The 19,981-nt window shown below is 68.3% G+C and carries 18 protein-coding genes; 8 read left to right on the plus strand and 10 right to left on the minus strand.

Annotation, left to right across the window (positions count from 1 at the left end):
• Nucleotides 1–36: 36 nt before the first annotated feature.
• The 3 genes from ACFHYQ_RS10765 to ACFHYQ_RS10775 are packed head-to-tail and all read right to left on the minus strand — an operon-like array spanning nucleotide 37 to nucleotide 2,893.
• On the minus strand, nucleotides 37–534 hold the full coding sequence (locus ACFHYQ_RS10765; protein WP_394300969.1) for a hypothetical protein: 498 nt from the start codon (nucleotides 532–534) through the stop codon (nucleotides 37–39).
• Nucleotides 531–1,004, minus strand: coding sequence for a hypothetical protein (locus ACFHYQ_RS10770; protein ID WP_394300970.1), 474 nt, complete (start codon nucleotides 1,002–1,004; stop codon nucleotides 531–533). Before ACFHYQ_RS10770 ends, ACFHYQ_RS10765 begins: the two co-directional genes overlap by 4 nt.
• Nucleotides 1,001–2,893 carry an alpha/beta hydrolase gene (locus ACFHYQ_RS10775; protein WP_394300971.1) on the minus strand — a complete coding sequence of 631 codons (1,893 nt, stop codon included), beginning with the start codon at nucleotides 2,891–2,893 and terminating at the stop codon, nucleotides 1,001–1,003. Before ACFHYQ_RS10775 ends, ACFHYQ_RS10770 begins: the two co-directional genes overlap by 4 nt.
• A 54-nt stretch (nucleotides 2,894–2,947) precedes the next feature.
• Between ACFHYQ_RS10775 and ACFHYQ_RS10780 the strand changes: the two genes are divergently transcribed.
• Both ACFHYQ_RS10780 and ACFHYQ_RS10785 read left to right on the plus strand, forming a co-directional pair.
• Nucleotides 2,948–3,373, plus strand: a complete 426-nt coding sequence (locus tag ACFHYQ_RS10780) for a hypothetical protein (RefSeq protein ID WP_394300972.1) — start codon at nucleotides 2,948–2,950, stop codon at nucleotides 3,371–3,373.
• Nucleotides 3,374–3,536: 163 nt separating this feature from the next.
• On the plus strand, nucleotides 3,537–4,241 hold the full coding sequence (locus ACFHYQ_RS10785; protein WP_394300973.1) for a response regulator: 705 nt from the start codon (nucleotides 3,537–3,539) through the stop codon (nucleotides 4,239–4,241).
• Here the strand turns inward: ACFHYQ_RS10785 and ACFHYQ_RS10790 are convergent.
• From ACFHYQ_RS10790 to ACFHYQ_RS10805, 4 genes are all read right to left on the minus strand, one after another.
• Nucleotides 4,238–6,151, minus strand: coding sequence for an ABC transporter ATP-binding protein (locus ACFHYQ_RS10790; RefSeq protein ID WP_394301105.1), 1,914 nt, complete (start codon nucleotides 6,149–6,151; stop codon nucleotides 4,238–4,240). The two genes, ACFHYQ_RS10785 and ACFHYQ_RS10790, sit on opposite strands and share 4 nt — an antisense overlap.
• An 83-nt stretch (nucleotides 6,152–6,234) precedes the next feature.
• Nucleotides 6,235–7,968 (minus strand): ABC transporter ATP-binding protein, encoded by a 1,734-nt coding sequence (locus ACFHYQ_RS10795; protein WP_394300974.1) that lies wholly within the window; start codon nucleotides 7,966–7,968, stop codon nucleotides 6,235–6,237.
• A gap of 74 nt (nucleotides 7,969–8,042) precedes the next feature.
• On the minus strand, nucleotides 8,043–9,299 hold the full coding sequence (locus tag ACFHYQ_RS10800; RefSeq protein ID WP_394300975.1) for a winged helix-turn-helix domain-containing protein: 1,257 nt from the start codon (nucleotides 9,297–9,299) through the stop codon (nucleotides 8,043–8,045).
• 128 nt (nucleotides 9,300–9,427) lie between these two features.
• A complete protein-coding gene (locus ACFHYQ_RS10805) occupies nucleotides 9,428–9,694 on the minus strand; it encodes an HGxxPAAW family protein (protein WP_394300976.1) in 267 nt (88 codons plus the stop codon).
• A gap of 223 nt (nucleotides 9,695–9,917) precedes the next feature.
• Between ACFHYQ_RS10805 and secA the strand changes: the two genes are divergently transcribed.
• The gene (gene secA, locus ACFHYQ_RS10810; protein WP_394300977.1) at nucleotides 9,918–12,719 is read left to right on the plus strand and encodes a preprotein translocase subunit SecA; all 2,802 of its coding nucleotides are present in this window, start codon (nucleotides 9,918–9,920) and stop codon (nucleotides 12,717–12,719) included.
• A gap of 61 nt (nucleotides 12,720–12,780) precedes the next feature.
• Here the strand turns inward: secA and ACFHYQ_RS10815 are convergent, their stop codons facing one another.
• The 3 genes from ACFHYQ_RS10815 to ACFHYQ_RS10825 all read right to left on the minus strand — a co-directional run bounded on the left by ACFHYQ_RS10815 (nucleotide 12,781) and on the right by ACFHYQ_RS10825 (nucleotide 15,764).
• The gene (locus ACFHYQ_RS10815; RefSeq protein WP_394300978.1) at nucleotides 12,781–13,335 is read right to left on the minus strand and encodes an Rv3235 family protein; all 555 of its coding nucleotides are present in this window, start codon (nucleotides 13,333–13,335) and stop codon (nucleotides 12,781–12,783) included.
• 274 nt (nucleotides 13,336–13,609) lie between these two features.
• Nucleotides 13,610–14,944, minus strand: a complete 1,335-nt coding sequence (locus tag ACFHYQ_RS10820; RefSeq protein WP_394300979.1) for a PTS transporter subunit EIIC — start codon at nucleotides 14,942–14,944, stop codon at nucleotides 13,610–13,612.
• A gap of 79 nt (nucleotides 14,945–15,023) precedes the next feature.
• On the minus strand, nucleotides 15,024–15,764 hold the full coding sequence (locus ACFHYQ_RS10825; RefSeq protein ID WP_394300980.1) for a GntR family transcriptional regulator: 741 nt from the start codon (nucleotides 15,762–15,764) through the stop codon (nucleotides 15,024–15,026).
• Nucleotides 15,765–15,917: 153 nt separating this feature from the next.
• Between ACFHYQ_RS10825 and ACFHYQ_RS10830 the strand changes: the two genes are divergently transcribed.
• The 5 genes from ACFHYQ_RS10830 to ptsP all read left to right on the plus strand — a co-directional run bounded on the left by ACFHYQ_RS10830 (nucleotide 15,918) and on the right by ptsP (nucleotide 19,934).
• A complete protein-coding gene (locus tag ACFHYQ_RS10830; RefSeq protein WP_394300981.1) occupies nucleotides 15,918–16,952 on the plus strand; it encodes an SIS domain-containing protein in 1,035 nt (344 codons plus the stop codon).
• Nucleotides 16,953–17,054: 102 nt separating this feature from the next.
• Nucleotides 17,055–17,291, plus strand: a complete 237-nt coding sequence (locus tag ACFHYQ_RS10835; RefSeq protein ID WP_394300982.1) for a PTS sugar transporter subunit IIB — start codon at nucleotides 17,055–17,057, stop codon at nucleotides 17,289–17,291.
• Between the two features lie 110 nt (nucleotides 17,292–17,401).
• Nucleotides 17,402–17,848, plus strand: a complete 447-nt coding sequence (locus tag ACFHYQ_RS10840; protein WP_394300983.1) for a PTS sugar transporter subunit IIA — start codon at nucleotides 17,402–17,404, stop codon at nucleotides 17,846–17,848.
• Nucleotides 17,849–17,925: 77 nt separating this feature from the next.
• Entirely contained in the window at nucleotides 17,926–18,183 is a 258-nt protein-coding gene (locus ACFHYQ_RS10845; protein ID WP_394300984.1) for an HPr family phosphocarrier protein, read from the plus strand.
• 5 nt (nucleotides 18,184–18,188) lie between these two features.
• Nucleotides 18,189–19,934, plus strand: coding sequence for a phosphoenolpyruvate--protein phosphotransferase (gene ptsP / locus ACFHYQ_RS10850; RefSeq protein ID WP_394300985.1), 1,746 nt, complete (start codon nucleotides 18,189–18,191; stop codon nucleotides 19,932–19,934).
• Nucleotides 19,935–19,981 lie beyond the last annotated feature (47 nt).

The raw sequence follows: 19,981 nt of genomic DNA on the forward strand, positions 1-19,981 counted from the left end.
TCCGGCCCGCCCTGCTGCCGCGACCGTTTGAGCTGACTACATAGGCGCGTGAGTGAAGGCGGGATTCCTCACGCACTCGGTCGTGCCGATGATGTCGATGCCGAGCGGAGACTCGGCCAGCACGGCACTGATGTCGCCGACGCCCTCGCGCTCGGCCCCGGCTATCCGGTTGTCGCTGTACTTGACCCGCCAGCCCCGCTGCTTGAGCACCTCGACGACGTTCCGGAACACGTTGTCGGGATCCATCGCATCGTCCGGGTCTTCGCCGTGGGCGCTGATGCCTGCCGCAACGCTGGAGTAGTCGGTGCCGGCCGGTCCGCCACACGGCCGGTTCATTTCCTGTACGGCGATGCGAGGGTCGGTGTCCGGCAGGACGGCCCGGATGACGGCGATCGTCTCGGCGATGAAGACCTCGCGGGACTCGTCGGGAGTCATGTCCGGCTTCGCCGGTTCGCCGGCGCAGCCGACCGCGAGCACGACCAGAGATAACGCCACGAGGACGGCCTGGAGCCGCAGCGACAGGGACGAACTCATTTCTCCGGGTTCTCCACACACTCGGTGTCCCCGAGAATGTTGATGCCAATGGGCGAGTCTCCTACTCCCGCACTGATGCCGCCGACACCCTCGCGTTCGGCCCCCGCGATCCGATTACGTGTGTAGTTGATCTGCCAGCCCCGCTGCTTCAACACCTCGTTGACCTGTTCGAAGACATGATCGGGGTCCAGGTTGTCATCCGGCGCGTCACCGTGGACATTGATGGTGGTTTCCACGCTCGAGTAGTCAGTACCGACCGGCCCACCACACGGGACGTCCCTTGCCTTTACAACAACAAGAGGATCAACGTCGGGAAAGACGGCCTGGATGACGGCCTTGGCCTCGGTGATGAAGACCTGGCGGGACTCCTCTGGCGTCATCTTCGCCTCCAATTCGCTTGTACAGGCGGTCATGAGTGCGAGCAGGACCGACGCCGCCACGGCTCCGAGGAGCAAGGTGGGGAATCTCATCGCGGGTAGGCTCCCCTGGTCGCGGTGAACAGAATGGCTCGTTCGGCGAGTGGCGCACCGGCCGCCGCGAGGGCCTTGGCGGTGATCTCGGTGATGTCGGCAGCGGAGAGATAGCCGCCGAGCTCGGATTTCCGCAGCTCATGCATGGCCTGGTTGATCACGGCCTTCTGATCGGTCTCTCCGGCGAGCGCGCTCTTGATGACCGGGTCGAGCGCCGCGGCCAGCTCGCCCGTCTTCCACTGCGGCACCCGGCTCTGAAGTTCCTTGACCAGGACCCGTACGCCGCTCGCGCCGAACTGCTCGTCATCGACCCTCGGCGAGCCGGTGAACGGCCGCACGTAGGCATCACCGGTGAGGACGGTCTGAAGATTGTCCAGTCCGGTGTTCTTGGGAATGTAGTACTTGGAGTGCCCGGACGATGCGCCGGTGGCCAGTCGCTGGATATCGGGCATGTCGGCGGGATCGTAGCCGTGCGCCTCGGTGTAGGAGACCCAATCAGCGGGGGCTCGCATGGCGAACACCTGGGTGCCGGCGGTGAGCTTGAGGTCGGCGGCACTCTTGACGTTGGGGCCCAGACCGGGGCTGCCCATGAAGACCACTGAGTCGAACGACGCGCCCTGCTGCAGTGCCTTGCTCGACAGCAGCGTGCCGTAGCTGTGGGCGAACAGCGCGAACTTCGCCCCCTTGGCCGCGTCCAGTCCGGCCCGGAATGAGTGCAGGGCGGGGGCGCCCGCCTCGGCCTTGGCCGGCAGCACGGAGTCGCCGAACTCGGGCGTGTCGTATCCCAGCCACGTGATCACCGCCGTCTCCGGCAGATCCTTACCGGTCATGCGATCCGCGAGAAGATTCTCCGCGTCATTCGCGATGTCGTCGTAGTTATCCAGCCGGTTGGTGATGCCGGGGACCATGACGGCGACGTGCTTGGCCTTGGCGAGATCGCCGAAGACCTCGGCGACCCGGCCGTCGTCGGCGGGATCGAAGAGCAGGAACTGCCGTTGCTTGAGCTGGTTGTCGCCGGTCACCCGAGGCTGGAGGAGCTCCGACATGCGGGCCACCCGCTGCTCCAGCTGTGACACCCGGGGGTCTTGGGGGATCGCGCGCTCGAGCCTCTGTGCCATCTGGGGGTCGTCGTCGAGGGCGCGCTCGATCTTCCGTGAGATCTCGGGATCGCGGGCTAAGGCCTGCCTGATCTTCTGTGCCATCTGGGGGCTGTAGACGGAGGCCTGCCCGAGCAGCAGCGCCATCTGGGGGCCGTCGCCGAGGGCGCGCTCAAACAGCGATGCGAACCGGGGGTCGTTGACGAGACCGTGCTCGATCAGCGACTCCACTCGAGGCTTCTTCGGAATGCCGGCCTTCAGTTCGGCCAGGTTCCGCTGCTCGTGGGCGAGGGCGCGCTCGATCAGTAATCGGTTGGCGGCGTACCTGACGGTTGCGGGAGCGCCGTCCAATCGGCCCACCACCTCGGGCCGTTCGATGGCCAGCCAGGAACGTTCGGCGGCGGTCAGTTTTCCGAAGAACTCTCGAATCGCCTGTGCACGTTGCTCCGGGCCGGCCTTGGCGTTATCGGCGATAAGTGCTTTGAGGTCATTCTCCAATCGGGTTCTGTCTTGTCCGGAAACCTTGCTGATTGCGGTGGTGAGACCGAATGTCGACAACGCCCCAAAGGGGTCGCCGCCCTTATCCGCGGCTCGGGAGATCTGGGCGCGATCGCGCAGGTCGCCGGCGGTGTCGGTGGCCCACTTCAGCACGGTCACCAACTGATTCGCCCCTGGCTGTCCCATGAACTGGCAGGCCCGCTTGTAGTACTCCTCGGCCAGTTGCTGCCTGTCTGTGAGCTGCTTGGCCAATTTTTCCAGTTCGTCTGGGTCGACCACCCGCTCCGGATCCACAGGACAAGAAGCTAGCCGTTCTTTGCACGACGTGGAAGTATTCTCACACCATCGGTGTCGATCGGATGGGAAACGGGGATGTCGCTACGCGATGACTTGTTGCGGTTGGCACATGAACACCAGGATCTGGCCGAAGCCATCGAGGAGTTGCTGAAGCCCGTCAACGATTCGGTAGGCCGAATGCGTTGGAAAGGTCCTCATCAGGACCGGGTGCGGACCGAGCTGGGGACGATGACGCGGAATGCCCGTGTGGTCGCCGAATCCCTGCGTGGCCGCGCCAAGCTGATCCGAGACGCGGCCATCAACATCCCCGACATCGGTAGGGATGCGCTGCTCGCACTCGGCGGGCCAGTAGGACGATCCATGATTAATCAGGCACCCGCTGAAGATCCGCTTGTGCTGCTTCGCGCCCTTCAGCAGCAGTTGACCCCCATGGGACCCGCGGTATCGGAGGTGCTCGCCAGGCACGGCGTCAGGTGACCGGGGCCTCCGCCGGAGGCCGGCCGAGACGGCCGGAAGTCATGCGGCCGGCAGATGAAGATCCGCATCTCGTCCGGAACCGTGTAATGATGACGGTCGGTGCGTTGACCGTGAACGTTTGCGGGAAGAGCATTAGCGTCCTTGGCCCCCGCGAGGAGGTTTCGTGACCCGATCCGATGAGGTTGCCCCTGTTGCCGGTCGCGGTGAGCCGATCCGTGTGCTGATCGTCGACGATCACGCGCTGATCCGGCGCAGCCTTGAGTTGGCGCTGGCCGCGGAGGCGGACATCGAGGTGGTGGGCGAGGCGAGCGACGGCCGGGAGGCGGTCGAACTGGCCGGCCGGCTGCTCCCGGACGTGGTCCTCATGGATGTCCGGATGCCGAAACAGGACGGCATCGAGGCGACCCGAGCCATCAAGGAATCGGTGCCGAGCACCCGGATCATCATGCTGACGGTCAGCGACGAGGAGGAGGATCTCTTCGAGGCGATCAAGGCGGGTGCCACCGGATATCTGCTCAAGGACGTCCAACTCGACGAGGTGCCCGACGCCGTGCGCGGGGTGCACGAGGGCCAGTCGCTCATCAACCCCGCGATGGCCGCGAAGCTGATCTCCGAGTTCGCGAACATGAGCCGCAAGGAGGCCGAGCGCCCTCCGCAGCTCCCCGTGCCCAAGCTGACCGAACGCGAGATGGAGGTGCTCCGCCTCGTCGCGAAGGGCATGAACAACCGGGAGATCGCCAAGGAGCTGTTCATCTCCGAGAACACGGTCAAGAACCATGTGCGCAACATCCTGGAGAAGCTCCAGCTCCACTCCCGGATGGAGGCCGTGGTCTACGCCGTCCGCGAGCGCCTGCTCGAGATCACCTAGGAGCCGCTGGTCGCCGTCTCCTCGTCGGCCGAAACCAGGGCGCCGCTGAATTGCGCGGAGTACAGCCGGTGGTAGGCGCCATGGGTGGCGAGCAGTTCGTCATGGGTGCCCTGCTCGACGATGCTGCCCGCCTCCATGACCAGGATGAGGTCGGCGTCCCGGATGGTGGACAGCCGGTGGGCGATGACGAAGCTGGTGCGGTCGCTGCGGAGCGCGGCCATCGCATGCTGCACCAGGACCTCGGTCCGAGTGTCGACCGAGCTGGTGGCCTCGTCCAGGATGAGCAACGACGGGTCGGCGAGGAAGGCCCGGGCGATCGTGATCAACTGCTTCTCGCCGGCGCTGACGTTGCCGCCCTCCTCGTCGATCACCGTGTCGTACCCGTCGGGCAGTGTGCGGACGAAACGGTCGACGTACGTGGCCCGTGCGGCGGCGTGGATCTCCTCGTCGGTGGCCCGCGGGTTGCCGTACGCGATGTTGTCACGGATCGTGCCGCTGAACAGCCAGGTGTCCTGGAGGACCATTCCGATCTGCGAGCGCAGGTCCTCGCGGCGCATCTCGGTGATGTCGACGCCGTCCAGGGTGATGCGGCCCGCGTCGAGCTCGTAGAAGCGCATGATCAGGTTGACCAGCGTGGTCTTTCCCGCGCCCGTGGGACCGACGATCGCGATCGTGTGCCCGGGGTCGGCCACCAGCGACAGGTCCTCGATGAGGGGCTGTTCGGGGTCGTAACGGAAGGACACGTGCTCGAACTCGACGCGGCCCCGCCGGGTGGCAGGCAGCGCCGGCTCGGCGGGGTCGGGCTCCTGCTCCTCCGCGTCCAGCAGTTCGAAGACCCGCTCGGCGGACGCCACGCCCGACTGCAGCAGGTTCGCCATCGAGGCGACCTGGGTCAACGGCTGGGTGAACTGCCGGGAGTACTGGATGAACGCCTGGACGTCGCCCAGGCTCATCGATCCCGTGGCCACCCGTACGGCGCCGACGACGGCGATGGCCACATAGTTGAGGTTCCCGATGAACATCATCGTCGGCATGATGATTCCGGAGATGAACTGGGCGCCGAAGCTCGCCTTGTACAGGGCGTCGTTCCGCTCCCGGAACACCTGCTCGACCTCCGGTCCGCGTCCGAACACCTTCACCAGTTCGTGGCCGGTGAACGCCTCCTCGATATGGGCGTTCAGGGTGCCCGTGTGGGCCCACTGCGCGACGAAGTGCTTCTGCGAGCGCTTGGCGATCTGACCGGTGACGAGCATCGTGACGGGGATGGTCACCAATGCGATCACCGCGAGCAGCGGCGAGATGACGAACATCATGGCCAGCACGCCGATCACGGTGAGCAGCGAGGTCAGCAGCTGGCTCAGCGTCTGCTGCAGGGTCTGGGACACGTTGTCGATGTCGTTGGTGACCCGGCTGAGCAGCTCGCCGCGCGGCTGGCCGTCGAAGAACCGCAGCGGTAGCCGGTTGATCTTGTCCTCGACGTCGGCCCGCAGCCGGAACACGGTGCGTTGGGTCACGTCGTTGAGCAGGTAGCCCTGCAGCCACATGAAGCCCGACGCCGCGACGTAGAGCCCAAGGGCCCAGGCCAGTGCCGTGGCGAGCGCACCGAAGTCGATGCCGTGACCCGGGACGAGGTCCATCGCCGCGACCATGTCGGCGAAGTTGTCACGGCCCGAGGCGCGAGCCGCCTGAACCGCCTGCTCCTTGCTGATTCCGGCGGGCAACTGGCCGCCGATCACACCACTGAAGATCACGTCTGTCGCGCGGCCGAGGATCTTCGGTCCGATGACCGAGAACACCACGCTGATCACGGCGAGGCCGATCACGGCCAGGACTCTCGTACGCTCGGGGCTCAACCGCCGGAGCAGCCGCCGGGCAGAGGGCCCGAAGTTCATGGACTTCTCCGCGGGCATTCCCACGCCGAAACCGCGGCCTCCCAGGCCGCCGCCTCCCATGGGGGGTCGCGGTCGCGTTGGTGCCGCCGTCGGCCGGTCGCTCATGCCGCACTCTCAATGGTCAGTTGGGACTCGACGATCTCGACATAGGTCGGGCAGGAGCCGAGCAGTTCGTCATGGGTGCCGATGCCGACGATGCGCCCGTCGTCCAGGACGATGATCTGGTCGGCGTCGATGATCGTGGAGACCCGCTGGGCGACGATGACCACGGTGGCCTCGGCCGTGTACGAGCGCAGCGCGGCGCGCAACCGGGCGTCGGTGGTCAGGTCGAGGGCCGAGAACGAGTCGTCGAACAGGTAGATCTCAGGTTCGGCGACCAGCGCCCGGGCGATCGAGAGCCGCTGCCGCTGGCCGCCGGACACGTTCGTGCCTCCCTGCGTGATCGGCGCCTGCAGGCCCTCAGGCATCGCCTCGACGAAGTCGCGGGCCTGAGCGACCTCCAGCGCCTCCCACAGCTCCTCGTCGGTGGCGTCCGGGTTGCCGTACCGCAGGTTGCTCGCGACGGTGCCGGTGAACAGGTACGGCTTCTGCGGCACCAGGCCGATCCGCGACCAGAGCATCTCAGGGTCGAGATCGCGTACGTCGACGCCGTCGATCAGTACGGCGCCGGAGGTGGCGTCGAAGAGCCGGGGCACCAGGGAGACCAGCGACGTCTTGCCCGACCCGGTGCTGCCGATGACGGCGGTGGTCTGTCCCGCGACGGCGTGGAAGGAGATGCCGGACAGCACCGGAGCCGCCGCCCCCGGATAGCGGAACTCGACGTCGCGCAGCTCCAGCTCGGCGCGGCGGTCCACCTGCCGTACGGGGCGCTCGGGCGGTCGCACCGACGACTCGGTGTCCAGCACCTCGCCGATGCGCTCGGCGCAGACCGCGGCGCGCGGGATCATCATCGAGATGAAGGTGGCCATCATCATCGACATGAGAATCTGCAGCAGATACATGAGGAACGCGGTGAGGGCGCCGACCTGCATCTCTCCGCTGTCCACCCGGGCGGCGCCGAACCACAGCACGGCGACGCTGGAGGCGTTGAGGATCAACATCACGGTGGGGAAGATGAGCGCGGTCAGCCGTCCGACGCGCAGCGCCGTCTCGGTCAGCGCGTCGTTCGCCTCGCCGAACCGGTGGGTCTCCTCACGCTCCCGGACGAAGGCCCGCACCACGCGGATGCCGGAGAGCTGCTCGCGCAGCACCTGGTTGACCACGTCGATGCGGGTCTGCATGGCGCGGAACTGCGGAACCATCCGGGAGACGATCAGTCCGATCGCGAGCAGCAGCACCGGGACGCAGACCAGCATGAGCCAGGACAGCCCGAGGTCCTGGCGCAACGCCATGATGATGCCGCCGATGCCCATGATCGGCGCTGCGACCAGCATCGTGCAGGTCATCACCACGAGCATCTGGACCTGCTGCACGTCGTTGGTGTTGCGAGTGATCAACGAGGGCGCGCCGAACTGGGTGACCTCCCGGGTGGAGAACCCGCCCACCTGGTGGAAGATCGCAGATCGGAGGTCCCGCCCGAACCCGGCCGCCACCTTGGCCCCGTGGTAGACCGCTGCGATCGAGCAGGTGATCTGGACGAGGGAAACAGTCAGCATCCAGCCGCCGGTGGTCAGGATGTAGCCGGTGTCGCCGGTCGCGACGCCCTTGTCGATGATGTCGGCGTTCAGGCTGGGCAGATACAGCGAGGCGATGGTGCCGACCAGTTGGAACAGAATCACCGCGGTCAGCGCCGACGAGTACGGCCGCAGGTACGTACGGAGCAGTCGGCTCAGCATGCGCGCCCCCCGGGGGAGACGGTGCTGCGGGAGGTCGGAATCACGCGGAAAACGCTATATGATCCCTTGGTCGCTCACGCATGATTTTTGGCGTCGAGCGCCGCCCGCAGCGGTCCGTCGAACTCCGGCGAGGTGATCCGCTCGACCCGGAGATCCGTGCAGTCCACCCAGCTCGCGGCCTCCGTCAGCGCGTCACGCATAGCTGTGATGGCCGCACTGCGACCCGCCGCGGTACGGCTGACGCCGGCTTCGAAGCCGACCTGCCGGGCGACGAGCGTGCGGCCCTCCCGCGCCGGATCCACCCGGCCTATGATCTGCCCGCCCGCCAGGACCGGCATCGCGAAATAGCCGTGGACCCGTCTGTCCTTCGGCACGTACGCCTCCAGGCGGTGGCTCACCCCGAAGATCCGCTCAGTTCGGGGCCGATCCCAGATGAGGGAGTCGAACGGCGACAGCGGCGTGGTCCGGTGTCGGCCGCGGGGCTCCGTCTCGAGTGCGGCCGGGTCCGCCCAGGCGTTGGGGGCGCCGGCCGTGTCGGTTTCCGCTCCAGCCCGGGCTCCGGAACGGCGTCGAGCCGGCGGCCACCCGGCGACCCGTACCGGCACGAGTCCGGCGGCACCGCTCAGCAGGGCATCGTCGAGCAACTCGGCGTAATTCCCCTTCACCCGGGTGAAATCGACGAGGTCGGCCCGGGTCGCCACGCCCAGGGAGCGGCCGGCGATCGCGGTGAGCCCGGCGACGCACTCCGCGTCGGTGGGATCCTCGTCCAGCAGATCGGCGGGGATCACACGTTCTGCCAGGTCGTAGACGCGACGCCAGCCGATCCGCCGGGTGCAGACCACCTCGCCGATGTCGAGCAGGAACTCGATCGCGATCTTGGAATCCGACCAGTCCCACCAGGGGCCGCCATTACGCGCTCCGCCGATGTCCGCGGTGGTGACCGGTCCCTCCGAGCGGACGAGATCCAGGATTTTGTCGATCGTCGGCGGCACCTCGTGCCAGCGAAACCGCCGCTCACGATAGGCCCGGCGGCGGAAGCCGTACAGGGGCCACTGTTCGAGGGGGAGGACGCATGCGGCGTGACACCAGTATTCGAAGGCGCGCGGAGGGTCGTGCCAGTAGGCGCGCTCCACCTTCGTACGCCCGACAGGACCGAGCCGGGCGTACGCGACGAGTTCATGGGAGCGCGCCAGCACAGAGATGGTGTCGAGCTGGACGGCGCCCACCCGCCGCAGCATGGCGGACATGCCACCGCCGCGCGCGCTCGCGCCGAGGAAACCCTGGGCCCGCAAGATGATCCTGCGGGCCTCGTCGGAGGTCAGGTCGGTCACATCCGAAGATGCTAAACGGGGCGACCGACATTCTTTCGAAGGTCAGGGGCCGTCGGCGGCCAGGGCTTTCGAAGGTACGGGGCTGTCGGCGGTCGGTCGCCGGACACCGCCGCCGGGGGCCGTACGGCTCAGGCCTTGTGGTGCTCGAACGGGGAATGGTGCTCCTGCGCTTCGATCTCCCGGGGCGCGTCGACGATCACGTCGGAGAAGATGTCGACCGCGAGCGCGAGCAGGCCGCCGACCGCGCAGATGCCGACGCCGACCCAGAAGTACAGCCAGTTGGGGCCCGCGACGAGGGCGATCCCGCCAACGAGGAAGCCGATGAGGATCGTGCTGACGGCGAGCCACGATTTGGGGCTTCCCGCGTGGCTGCCTTGGTGTCCGCTCTGTGCCATACCCCGTTTTCTACCTGATGGTCACCACGGTCGGCACATCGGGGGAACCCCTCAGGCGTTTCGCTCGTTATAACTCATGCGAATGCGGCACGCCGCTCCGGCCCGTCGGCGATGGCTGTGTCCGGTGGCGGAACAGCCTACGATGGTTGCGGGGAAGTGTGTGTCTCGTCCTCCCACTCCGGTCGGACCGCCCGGGGTAGACCTGCGAGGAGCTCTACTAACAGTGCCAGCCATTCTCGACAAGATCCTTCGCGCCGGCGAAGGCAAGACTCTGCGGAAGCTCAAGCGGATCGCCGAGCAGGTCAACTCCATTGAAGAGGACTTCAAGAGCCTGTCTGACGCCGAGCTTCGCGCGCTGACCGACGAGTACAAACAGCGTTACGCCGACGGCGAGTCTCTCGACGACCTGCTGCCCGAGGCGTTCGCGACCGTGCGCGAGGCCGCCCGCCGGGTGCTGGGGCAGCGCCACTTCGACGTGCAGCTCATGGGCGGGGTCAACCTGCACATGGGCAACATCTCGGAGATGAAGACCGGTGAGGGCAAGACCCTGACCTGTACTCTCCCGAGCTACCTCAACGCCCTGTCCGGCAAGGGCGTCCACGTCGTCACGGTCAACGACTACCTGGCCAAGCGCGACGCCGAGACGATGGGCCGCGTCCACCGCTTCCTCGGCCTCGAGGTCGGCGTGATCCTGGCGAACATGCCGCCGGACGAGCGCCGCAGGCAGTACAACGCGGACATCACCTACGGCACGAACAACGAGTTCGGCTTCGACTACCTGCGCGACAACATGGCCTGGTCGATGGACGAGTGCGTCCAGCGCGGCCACAACTTCGCGATCGTCGACGAGGTCGACTCCATCCTCATCGACGAGGCACGCACCCCTCTGATCATCTCCGGTCCCGGTGAGCAGTCCGGCAAGTGGTACACCGAGTTCGCGAAGATCGTCCCGAGGCTGCGCCGCGGCACCGAGGGCAAGGACGGCGAGGAGAGCACCGGCGACTACGTCGTCGACGAGAAGAAGCGCACGATCGGCGTCCTCGAGGCCGGTGTCGAGAAGGTCGAGGACTGGCTCGGCATCGACAACCTGTACAAGCCCGAGCACACCCACCTCGTTCAGTTCCTCAACAACGCGATCAAGGCGAAGGAACTGTTCAAGAAGGACAAGGACTACATCGTCGTCGACGGCGAGGTCCTGATCGTCGACGAGTTCACCGGGCGCGTCCTGCACGGCCGTCGCTACAACGAGGGCATGCACCAGGCCATCGAGGCCAAGGAAAGTGTAAAGATCAAGGACGAGAACCAGACACTCGCCACGATCACGCTGCAGAACTACTTCCGCCTGTACGACAAGCTCGGCGGCATGACCGGCACGGCCACCACCGAGGCCAACGAGTTCCACCAGACCTACAAGCTCGGCGTGGTCCCGATCCCGACCAACCGGCCGATGGTCCGCAAGGACCAGGCCGACGTGGTCTACAAGACCGAGGACGCCAAGTTCCAGGCCTGCGTCGAGGACATCAAGGAGCGGTACGAGAAGGGCCAGCCGGTCCTGGTCGGCACCACCAGCGTGGAGAAGTCCGAGAAGCTCTCCCGGATGCTCAAGCGCCAGGGCGTGCCGCACGAGGTGCTGAACGCGAAGAACCACGCCCGTGAGGCCACGATCGTCGCCGAGGCCGGCCGCAAGGGCGCGGTCACCGTCGCCACGAACATGGCGGGCCGCGGCACCGACATCATGCTGGGCGGTAACCCCGAGTTCCGCGCCGACCTGGAGCTGCAGCAGCGCGGGCTGTCGCCGTCGGAGACTCCGGAGGAGTACGAGCAGGCCTATCCCGAGGCGCTGGAGAAGGCCAAGGAGGCCGTCAAGACCGAGCACGTGGAGGTCATCGAGAGCGGCGGGCTCTACGTGCTGGGCACCGAGCGGCACGAGTCCCGGCGCATCGACAACCAGCTGCGCGGCCGTTCCGGCCGTCAGGGCGACCCGGGCGAGTCCCGGTTCTACCTGTCGCTCGAAGACGACCTGATGCGGCTGTTCAACGCGGCCAAGGTCGAGATGATCATGACGCGGCTCAACATTCCGGACGACGTGCCGATCGAGTCGGGCATCGTGTCCAAGGCGATCGCCTCCGCCCAGCACCAGGTCGAGCAGCAGAACTTCGAGATCCGCAAGAACGTCCTCAAGTACGACGAGGTCATGAACCGGCAGCGCACGGTGATCTACGCCGAGCGTCGCCGCGTGCTGGAGGGCGCCGACCTGCACGAGCAGGTGCGGGTCTTCGTCACCGACGTCATCGACGACTACGTCAAGGGCGCCACCGGCGAGGGCTTCGCGGAGGAGTGGGACCTCGACACGCTGTGGAAGGCGTTCGGCCAGCTCTACCCGGTCTCGTTCACCGTCGAGGAGCTCATCGAGGCGGCCGGCGGCGAGCGGGAGGACCTGTCCGCCGAGTTCATCGCGGAGAAGGTCAAGGCCGACGCGCTCGAGGCGTACGGCCAGCGGGAGGAGCAGCTCAGCAGCGAGGCGACGCGCGAGTTGGAGCGCCGGGTCATCCTCTCGGTTCTCGACCGAAAGTGGCGTGAGCACCTCTACGAGATGGACTACCTCCAGGAGGGCATCGGCATGCGCGCCTATGCCCAGAAGGACCCGCTGATCGAGTACCAGCGCGAGGGCTACGAGATGTTCGCCGCGATGCTCGACGGCATCAAGGAGGAGTCGGTCGGCTACCTGTTCAACCTCGAGGTCGAGGTGCAGGCCAATCCGATCGTCGAGGAGAACATCGAGGAGGACACGGCGGTCGCGCAGGCCGGTTCGATCATCGCGCAGGCGTTGCGGCGGCCGTCCCGGCCGACCGAGATGGTCTACAGCGCCCCGAGCGAGTCCGGCGACGTCGAGGTCAGCCGGGTGCGTTCCACGCCGGAGCAGCGTGCCGCGTACGGCAACACCGAGCGCAACGCGCCCTGCCCGTGCGGCTCGGGCAAGAAGTTCAAGCGCTGCCACGGCGATCCGAGGAACGCCGAGGCGTGATCCGAACGAGAATCCCCGCCGGGCGGACCCCGGCGGGGATTCTCGCTTCCCGCCGGCGCTGTCAGGCGGTCTCGAACTCCGTGACCAGCCACTGGACGCCGAAACGCTCCAGGCGTAGCGCGAGCACCCGGCTGCGTGTCCCGCAGTGGACGAGCACGCACATCTCCGCCACACCGTCGCGGGGCCACTGCGCATGCGGCGGCCCCACCAGCGGCGGCCGCTCGGCATGGATCATCTTTCCGGCGCGGACCAACTCGCGGTAGGCCCGCTCTGACAGCCTGTCCTGCACGGTCTCCGCGGGTCGCCGGCCCGCGAGGACCTCGGCCATGGCCTGACCGAGACAGCGCAGGTGCCGCTCATCGGGCCGGGCTCCCCGCGCCCGCACCGTTCCCCGTGCCCGTACCGCTTCCCGCAGTGCGGCACTCCGGGCCTGCGGGATGGTTTCGGGCACCCTGGCGGGTGCGGGGGCCTCCGGCACGTGGGCCAGGGCGAGCGAGCCGTACGTCATGGGCATGCCGCCTTCGGCCGCGCCGTCCGCCGCCGCGCGCTCGTCGTCGTACGGCGGATCCGCGGGGGGCACGGACATGATCCTGGGCAGCGGGATCGGCTTGGGCATCGAGACTCCCTGTTCGTCATTCGGGGGCGGTCGTCATTCGGGGGCGGTCGTCGTTCGGGAAGGCGGTCGTCGTTCGGGGCAGGGGAAATCCGCTGCCTAATAGAGGTTCCGGTTCCCCCGTCTGATACACAGGACGCCAACTTTGTCGCTCGGCGCGGCCTTATCTCCCCATTCCACGGGAAAGCTTCCCCTCAGTTGGGGTGCCTCCGATGATCCTCGGCCAGATTACGGCCGGCGAGGTGAACGCATTACGGTCCGGCGATTCGCGGGAGGATCAGGTGCGGGGGGCGGTGTCCGTGAACTCTCCGGAATCGACGTCGGGCTCCGGCTCGCGTCCCGGCGTCATGATGTTCATCTTCTTGATCAGGAAACTGAACAGGAAGTAGTAGACGAAGAAGTAACAGACCCCGATCAGCATGATGAGCGGGAAGTTGTGCGTGTTGTCCTTGGTCGCGTTCAGGCCGGCGTCGATCGCGCCGGCGGAGAACCCGAACCCGAGCCGTCCGCCGAGGCCCGCGACCAGTGCCATCGAGATGCCGGTGAGCAGTGCGTGTACCGCGAACAGGACCGGAGCCACGAAGATGAACGCGAACTCGATCGGCTCGGTGATGCCGGTGACGAACGAGACGAGCGCGGCGGAGAGCATGATGCCGCCCACGGTCGCCCGCCGATGCGGGGGAGCGGCGCGCCACATGGCGAGGGCGGCGGCCGGGAGGCCGAACATCATGACGGGGAAGAAACCGGCCATGAACGCGCCCGCGCCCTGCTGGCCAGCGAAATAGCACCACATGTCACCCGTCGTGTGAACCGTGCCGATTTCGCATCCCGGCACCGTGTACCAGACGATCGAGTTGACGAAGTGGTGGAGGCCGAAGGGAATGAGCGCCCGGTTGACGACGCCGTAGATCCCGGCCCCCTCTGTGGAGTGGCGGGCGAGCCAGTCACCGAAGTCACTGACCACCTGGCCGATGGGCGGCCAGATCAGGCCGAAGACCACACCGAGGATCAGGGCCGCCAGGGCGGTGACGAGCGGAACGAACCGGCGCCCCCCGAAGAAGGCCAACCAGGCGGGCAGTTTGATCCGGTAGTACCGCTGCCAGAGCAGGGCGGTGACGATGCCGATCAGGATGCCGCCCAGCACACCTGTCGGGTTGGCCGACGCGAGGTCGAGCACGCCCGTGACCTTGCCGTCACTGTCGACTACGGTCTGCGTCACCTTCTCCCGAATGGCCGAGTCCGCCGAGGTGTCGAAGAACATCAGATGGGTGACCCGGTCCCAGACCAGGTAGCCGACGACGGCCGCGAGGGCCGTCGATCCGTCGGCGCGCCGGGCGAAACCGACCGCCACCCCCACGGCGAACAGCAGCGGCAGTGCGTCGAACAGCGCGTCGCCCGCGCCGCCCACGACCTGCGCGATCTTGTCCAGGGTCGGATTGTCCGTACGGCCCAGCAGGTCGTCCTCACCCACGCGCAGGAGAACGGCGGCCGCCGGCAGCGCCGCGATCGGCAGCATGAGCGACCGGCCGATCCGGGACAGCACGGCCATCACCGGGGACTGCCGCCGCTCGGGAGTGGCGGGGAGCCCCGCGTCGGCGGAGGTGGAGCTCATCGATGTTCCTCCAGCGGGGGAGAACGGGGAGGAGGATCGCCAGAGGTGTTCAACGCTAGCTGGAGAGCGTCGGACACACCTAAGAGCGTCTGGCCGGGATTTCGAGGAGCGTCCGGAGCTGGTAGCGGTCGGCGCGGTACGTGGAGACCCCGAGCTCGGCGCACACCCCTCCGGCGAACGAACGGCGCTGCAGCAGCAGCACGGGCCCGCCGCGGGGCAGCTTGAGCAGGTCGGCGTCGTCCGGGTCGGCGATCCCGCCGTCGATCGTGAGCTCCCCGGCCTCCATCACGAGGCCGTAGCGCGACTCCAGGAGCGCGTACAGCGACCGACCGGTCAGGTCGAACGCGTCGAGGTCGGGCGCGAGCGCCACCGGGATGTGGGCGCGCTCGATGCTCAGCGGTTCCCCGTCCGCCGTGCGCAGACGCTCGATGAAGTGCACGGCGTCCCCCGGCTGGATGCCGAGCTGCCGGGCGAGGTGCGCGCTGGCCCGGACCACGCGCCGGTCCAGGTCCCGCGAGCCCGGTTCCATACCGCGCGCCCGCATGTCGTCGGTGAACGAGGTGAGCTGGAGGGCCAGCTCGATCTTCGGCCGGGCGACGAATGTGCCCTTGCCGGGAACCCGGTGCAGCCGTCCCTCGGACACCAGGTGGTCCACGGCCTGCCGCACCGTCATGCGGGACAGGCCGAAGCGCTGGCACAGGTCACGCTCGGACGGAATCGCCGCCCCGATGGGCAGCTCGTCGCTGTCGATGAGGTCGAGCAGGATCTCTCGAAGTTGGAAGTACTTGGGCACCGGGCTGTCCGGGTCGATCTTCGCCACTGATCCCTCCCCTCTCGATCCGGATCACGCGATGGGTTATCGTTCGTACTGGTCTAGTCCGGACTAGACCACATGCTGGAAATATGTGTCAATGTATGGACCGGAGACGGATCGGTAACGGCCATGTCTCGCGAGGCAAAGGAAGATCATTCGATGACTACCAGGATGCGCGGTGAAATCGCCGAGCAGCCCGCGGCCATCCGAGCCACGCTCGAGGCGCTGCTGCCCAGGACCGGGGAGGTCGAGGCAGTCGCGAGAGATACTCGTCACGTGCTGTTCGTGGCCCGCGGGACCTCCGACAACGCGGCAGTCTACGGCCGCTACCTGATCGAGGCGAGGGCGGGTCGCCTGGCGGCGCTCGGCGCCCCCTCGATCGCGACGACGTACCGGCGCAGGATCGACCTCGACGGCGTGCTCGCCGTGGGCCTGTCCCAGTCGGGCCGCACCGAGGAGATCGTCGAAACGCTCCAGTGGGCGCGCGACTGCGGCGCGAAGACCATCGCCGTCACCAACGGCGGAGAGTCGTCTCCGCTGGCCCAGACCGCCGATCTCGCCCTGTGCACGCTGGCCGGCGAGGAGAAGGCCGTCCCCGCGACCAAGACCTACACGACCCAGCTCGCCGCGCTGGCCGTACTCGCCATCGGGCTCGGTGCCGACGTCGACCCCGGCGACCTGCGGCGGGTCCCGGACGCGGTCGAGAAGCTGATCTCCGATCCGGGTGACCTGGAGGCGGTTGTCGGGGGCCTCGCCGGCAAGCCCGGCGTGGTCGTCTCCGGCCGCGGCATGGTGTTCTCGACGGCCCTGGAGCTCGCGCTCAAGCTCAAGGAGGCGTGCTACCTGCACGCCATGGGGCTTTCGTACGCGGACCTGCTGCATGGCCCGATCGCGGTCGTCGACGAGGACACCCCCGCGATCCTGGTGGCTGCGGGGGAGGGGCCCACGCTGGCGGGCACCATCTCGCTGGCCGAACGGGTGACCGGTGCGGGCGCGTCCGCCTTCGGCGTGGGCGGCGGCGCCGGACTGGCCGGCGCCTCGACCGCGGCACTGAACGGCCCGGACCTGCCGGAGTGGTTGGCGCCGATGGGACTCATCGTTCCGGGGCAGCTGCTGACCGAGGCGCTCGCGCGCAGGCTCGGCATCGACCCCGACTCTCCTCGTGGGCTGAAGAAGGTGACCCAGACCGACTGAGAGGCCGGGCGACTGAGCGAATCGACCTAGGGCGAACGGCCCCCGGGGTACGCGCGGCAGGACATGATTTGCCGGAGACGACCCAGAACTCTTGGAGGACTCATGGCCGCGGACGCCGAGGCGATCGTCGCCGGACTCGGTGGCGCCGACAACATCATCGAGGTGGAGCCGTGCATCACGCGGCTGCGGACCGAGGTGCGTGACGCCTCGAAGGTCGATCAGGCCGCGCTCAGGGCGGCCGGCGTCCACGGCGTGATGGCGACGGGCAACATCGTCCACGTCGTGGTGGGCCCGGAGGCCGACACGATCGCCAGCGACATCGAGGACATCGTCGGCTGATGGGTGAGGCAGGACACGACCTGGGCATGCGGGACTGAACGGACAGGGGGAGCGGGCCGGATGGGCCGGACGTCCCAGATGTGCCGGATACGCCGGCAAAAGGCGCTCCGTTGACGACGGTTCTCGCCCCGGTGGCGGGGGCGGCCATCGGCCTGGCCGCCGTGTCGGATCTGGTCTTCTCTCAGGGGATGGTGGGGCCGGGTATGGCGATCGACCCTGAGCGGAGGTCCGGCGAGGCCGTGGCCCCGATCAGCGGCACGATCGTGAAACTGCATCCGCACGCCTACATCGTGGTGGGGGACGACGGGAAGGGGGTGCTGGTGCACCTCGGCATCGACACCGTGCAACTCAGGGGCGAGGGCTTCGCGCTCCTCGCCGCTGAGGGCGACCGGGTCCTGGCCGGGCAGCCCGTGGTGGCCTGGGACCCGGCGGCGGTCGAAGCCGGGGGGCGGTCGCCGGTCTGCCCGGTCGTGGCCCTGGACGCCGGGGACGGGATGGTCGGCGAGGTGGCCGAGGGCCGGGTGGACGCCGGGGATCCCCTGTTCCAGTGGGCGTGACGGATCACCGATCGGGAGTGTTGACTGGTTCCCGGCGGAAAGTTCGATGGCCTGGTCCATCTGACGAAGGAGGAAGCGTGGCAGAACGCAAGGTGACTGTCACGTCCGAGGTGGGGCTGCACGCCCGACCGGCGGCGACGTTCGTGCAGACGGCGGCGAAGGCGCCCTTCGACGTCACGATCGCAAAGGTGGACGGCCCACCGGTGAACGCGAAGAGCATCCTCGCCGTGCTCTCCCTCGACGTGGAGCAGGGCGACTTCATCGTCGTGTCCGCGGAGGGCGAGGGCGCCGACGAACTGCTCGACCAGTTGGTCGAGATAGTGTCGGCCCCCTGACTTCCATGGGGCAGGTGCCGACGGCGCCGCCGCCGACGCTCACGGGAACGGGCGTCAGTCCCGGCATCGGGTACGGCCCGGCCCGCGTCCTGGTGATGGACGTCCCGGAGCCGGAAGCGGGGGCGCGGCACGACGGAGACGCGCGAGCCGAGCGGGAACGGGCCGAATGTGCGCTCGAACAGGTGGCGGCCGACCTGGAGGCACGCGGCGCGCGGGTGGGCGGTGAGGCCGAGCAGGTGCTCGATGCCCAGGCGATGATGGCTCGCGACCCGGAGTTGGCGGTCCGAACGGGTGAGCTGATCGACCGGGGGGTCGCCGCGCCGCGGGCCGTTTTCGCGGCCTTCGGCACATATCGGGGCCTTCTGGCGGCGGCCGGGGGCTACCTCGGCGCGCGGGTCGCCGATCTCGACGACGTCCGTGATCGCGTGATCGCGCTGCTCACCGGACGGCCGCTGCCCGGCGCGGCCGAGTTCGCGGCCGCCGGGTCGGGCATGGGCGTCGCGACGCCGTTCGTGCTGGTGGCCAGAGATCTCGCGCCCGCGGACACCGCGCTGCTGTCCCCGGACGCCGTCGCCGCGTTCGTGACCGAGCAGGGTGGCCCGACCAGTCATACCGCGATCCTCGCCCGCTCGCTGGGCGTTCCGGCCGTCGTCGGCTGCACGGGCGCGACCGCGATCCCGCCCGGTGTGCCGCTGCTCGTCGACGGTGCCGGCGGCAGCGTACGGCTCTCGCCACCGGCCCACGAGGTGGCGCGTGCCCGCCGCGTCGCCCGGGCCGGACGGGCCGTGCTGTCGGCCGTGTCTGCTCCCCAGGTTCCCGGGCCACATTCGTTCAGGCGGGGGATGACCGCGGACGGCCATGCCGTACCGCTGCTGGCGAACATCGGCGGCCCACGTGACGTCGAGAGCGCGCTCGCGTACGGCGCGGAGGGGGTGGGCCTGTTCCGCACCGAGTTCCTTTTTCTCGGCCGGGCGGCCGCGCCGTCCGCGGCGGAGCAGGCGGAGGCCTACCGGGCGGTGTTCGAGGCGTTTCCCGGCGGCCGTGTCGTGGTCAGGACCCTGGACGCGGGCGCCGACAAACCGCTCGCCTTCCTGCCGCCGTCCGGCGTCGAGCCGAATCCGGCGCTGGGAGAGCGGGGCCTGCGGCTGCTGCGTCGCCACCGGGCCGTCATGAACGTCCAGCTCGCCGCGCTGGCCGCCGCCGCCACGGGAACGTCGGCGAAAGCCCAGGTCATGGCGCCGATGGTGGCGACCGCCGAGGAGGCGGAGTGGTTCGCGCTGGCCTGCCGTACGGCCGGGCTCGCGAGCCCGGGCATCATGATCGAGGTGCCGGCGGCGGCGCTGCGGGCCGCGGACCTGGTCGGGGCCGTCGACTTCTTGTCGGTCGGAACCAACGACCTCACGCAGTACGCGCTCGCGGCCGACCGTCAGGTCGGCTCGGTCGCCGGGCTGCAGGACCCGTGGCATCCGGCGGTCCTCGACCTCGTCGCGGCGACGGCCTCGGCGGCGTCCGGCGCGGGCAAGGAATGCGGGGTCTGCGGAGAGGCGGCCGCCGATCCGGTGCTCGCCTGCGTGTTCGTCGGCATGGGCGTGACCTCGCTTTCCATGGCCGCTCCAGCGCTGCCCGCGGTGCGGGCGGCGCTGATCCGGCACACGCTCGCGCAGTGCGCCGCCGCCGCGTCCGCCGCGCGTTCCGCTCGGTCGGCCGTCGACGCCAGGGCCGCCGCGGAAGCGGCGCTTTCCCGAACCTGACCCCCGGGTTTTCCACAGGCCGGAGGTTCGGCGGCGAGCATGTGACT

Source organism: Sphaerimonospora cavernae, from assembly GCF_042435035.1.
Classification (GTDB): Bacteria; Actinomycetota; Actinomycetes; order Streptosporangiales; family Streptosporangiaceae; genus Sphaerimonospora; species Sphaerimonospora cavernae.